The sequence below is a fragment of the Bacillus sp. SA1-12 genome, assembly GCF_000981385.1.
Lineage (GTDB): Bacteria > Bacillota > Bacilli > Bacillales > Bacillaceae > Metabacillus.
The window spans coordinates 1-2747 of sequence record NZ_LATZ01000055.1; the positions used below are offsets into that span (position 1 = coordinate 1).

Sequence of the window (2747 nt, forward strand, 5' to 3'; positions counted from 1 at the left end):
TATATCTGGTGGCGATGGCGAAGAGGTCACACCCGTTCCCATGCCGAACACGGAAGTTAAGCTCTTCAGCGCCGATGGTAGTTGGGGGTCTCCCCCTGTGAGAGTAGGACGTTGCCAGGTAAGAAGTGAAAAGATCAGTAGAAATACTGGTCTTTTTGTTATGGAGTTAAATAAATAAAAACCGTAAGGTTTTTTTAGATAAAAGCAGAATTCAAAGTAATATTTCTAGCCCGAGGCTTGGGAGAAGCAAATAAAGGAACTTCTACTAAGAGCGCCACGTCCTGTGGCAACGCAGAAGTTAGCACATCCTGTGCAAGTCCTGTGAAAGTAGGACGCTGCCAGTAAGAGCATGAAAAGATCAGTAGAGATACTGGTCTTTTTTATTTTTAATAAATGAATTTATAGGTATTTTTCTCCTGTTTATGCAAATGTTAATAGTAAATTACATGTAATGCTCTTTATTTTGAGGTGTAGATGGTGTCTTTTAGATATGTTATGACTGAAAAGAAGTTATTCATTTTAGCATTTATCATGATCGGTATATACTTAGCACCGCTTTATATCTTAGGGGAAAATGCTCACATTCGAGTCCATGATAATCTTGATTCAAATCTGGCTTGGTATAAGGTGCTAAGTGAAAGTGGGAAATTACTTGCCCCTGTTGATTCAACTGTTCCTCAAATAATAAATGGTCTGCCCAGAAATGCATTTGGAACAGAATTTAGCCTGATTGTTTGGTTATATGCTATTTTTCCAACTATTTTTGCTTATGCATTAAGCCAAACAATTACCAGAGTTTTTGCCTTTATCGGTATGTACATTCTACTTAGGGATCATTTTATACAAAATAAAGATTATGTTGTCATTAATGTTGGAGTTGCATTAGCTTTTTCTTTAACACCATTTTGGCCATCTGGAATGCTGAGTACTTTAGGGATGCCATTAGCGCTATGGGCTTTCTTGCATATAAGGAATGGACAAAGAACGTGGAAACAATATCTTGTTTTAACATTAGTGCCTTTTTATTCGAGTATTGTCTTAGGCTTTTTCTTTTTTTTATTTGCTATAGGGGTATTTTGGTTAGTTGATTTTCTAAGAGGTAAGCGGAATTGGTATTTTTTATTAGCTATCATTTATATGTCGCTGTTATACGTAGTTGTCGAGTATCGATTATTTTATTCCTTCTTATTTGATGAAGAACCAAACAGCAGAGATGAATACTTTCATGCGAGACTACCTTTATGGAGGGTCATACGTTTAACATTTAAAAATTTTATTTTAGGACATAACCACGTTATGACCGTTCACGGCCTCTTTATTATGACGGTGCTTTTATTGGGGCTTTATCTGGTCATAACAAAAAAATTATGGAAACAGGAAAAAGCATTTACTTTCCTTTTATTTTTAAACTTTATATTGTCTGCGTGGTATGCATTTTGGTTTTATAAAGGTTGGCTTCCACTAACACAGAAATTTCATTTTTTGGATACGTTTAATTTTGCACGGTTTCATTTCCTGCGTCCCCTAGTAATATATGTTGGTTTTGCTTTAGGACTAAAAATGATATGGAATCATCGAAAAGGATGGAAAACATATGCCATTAGTCTATTGATTGCTCAAATTCTTTTATTATTTTGTTTTAATGATGAGATCATATATCGAAAGAAACCTTCTGTAGCTGAATTTTATTCAGTAGAGCTTTTTGAGGATATTAAGTCACATATTGGTTTGTCTATGGAGGATTATCGTATTGCCAGTATTGGGATACATCCTGCTATTGCTCAATATAATGGATTTTACACCCTTGATACATATAACAATTTTTACCCCCTCACATACAAGTATAAGTTTAGAGAAATTATTGAAAAAGAGCTTACTAAAAACAAAACCATTAGAACTTACTTTGATGAGTGGGGAGGACGTTGTTATATTTTCACAGATGAATTGGGAAAGCATTATATGTTTAAGAAAAATTCGAAAAAAACGCTAAAAAATCTAGAGTTGAATATGGATGCCTTCAAAGAGTTGGGCGGTTTATACATTTTTTCAGCAGTTCCAATCGAAAATGCAAAAGAAAATCATCTCTTATTAGAACGTACATTTCAATCGGATTTATCAGTATGGAAAATCTATTTATATAAAGTCTTGTAAACCTGGAGGTAATGTAATGGTTGAACCTATTCTTACAATTGTAGTTCCTTGTTATAACGAAGAGGATGTTTTAGCAGAGACAATACATCAGCTTAATGATGAAATAGACTATTTAATTGAAGAACAATTGATTTCTGCCCAGAGTAAAATCTTATTTGTTGATGATGGAAGCAAAGATAAAACCTGGTCAATTATTTATAAAGAAAGTTTAATCAATCAGAAAGTACATGGACTTAAGCTTGCGAAAAATGTCGGACATCAAAACGCGCTATTTGCTGGATTGGTCACAGCAAAAAACACATCGGATTGTGTAGTCTCTATAGATGCCGATCTTCAAGATGATGTAAATAGTATTAGAGATTTTATTATAAAGTATAAAGAAGGATTTGATATTGTCTATGGAGTTCGAAAAAAGAGAGATACTGATAGTATATTCAAAAGAACCACAGCGGAAACCTTTTATAAACTAATGCGGAAAATGGGCGTTGATTTGATTTATAATCATGCAGACTATCGTTTAATGAGTAAGAGAGCAATTGGAGAATTAGAAAGATTTGAAGAAGTGAATTTGTTTTTACGAGGAATCGTACCCTTAA

2 protein-coding genes and 1 rRNA gene are annotated in these 2747 nt (G+C 33.9%); all 3 read left to right on the forward strand.

Going from position 1 to position 2747, the window contains the following annotated elements; genetic code table 11:
* Positions 1 to 4 precede the first annotated feature (4 nt).
* Positions 5 to 120, forward strand: a 5S ribosomal RNA gene (rrf, locus tag WQ54_RS17535).
* A 354-nt stretch (positions 121 to 474) separates the two neighbouring features.
* On the forward strand, positions 475 to 2151 hold the full coding sequence (locus tag WQ54_RS17540) for a DUF6044 family protein (RefSeq protein WP_231597559.1): 1677 nt from the start codon (positions 475 to 477) through the stop codon (positions 2149 to 2151).
* 16 nt (positions 2152 to 2167) lie between these two features.
* The coding region (locus WQ54_RS17545; protein ID WP_046585919.1) for a glycosyltransferase family 2 protein at positions 2168 to 2747 on the forward strand (580 nt) is incomplete at its 3' end.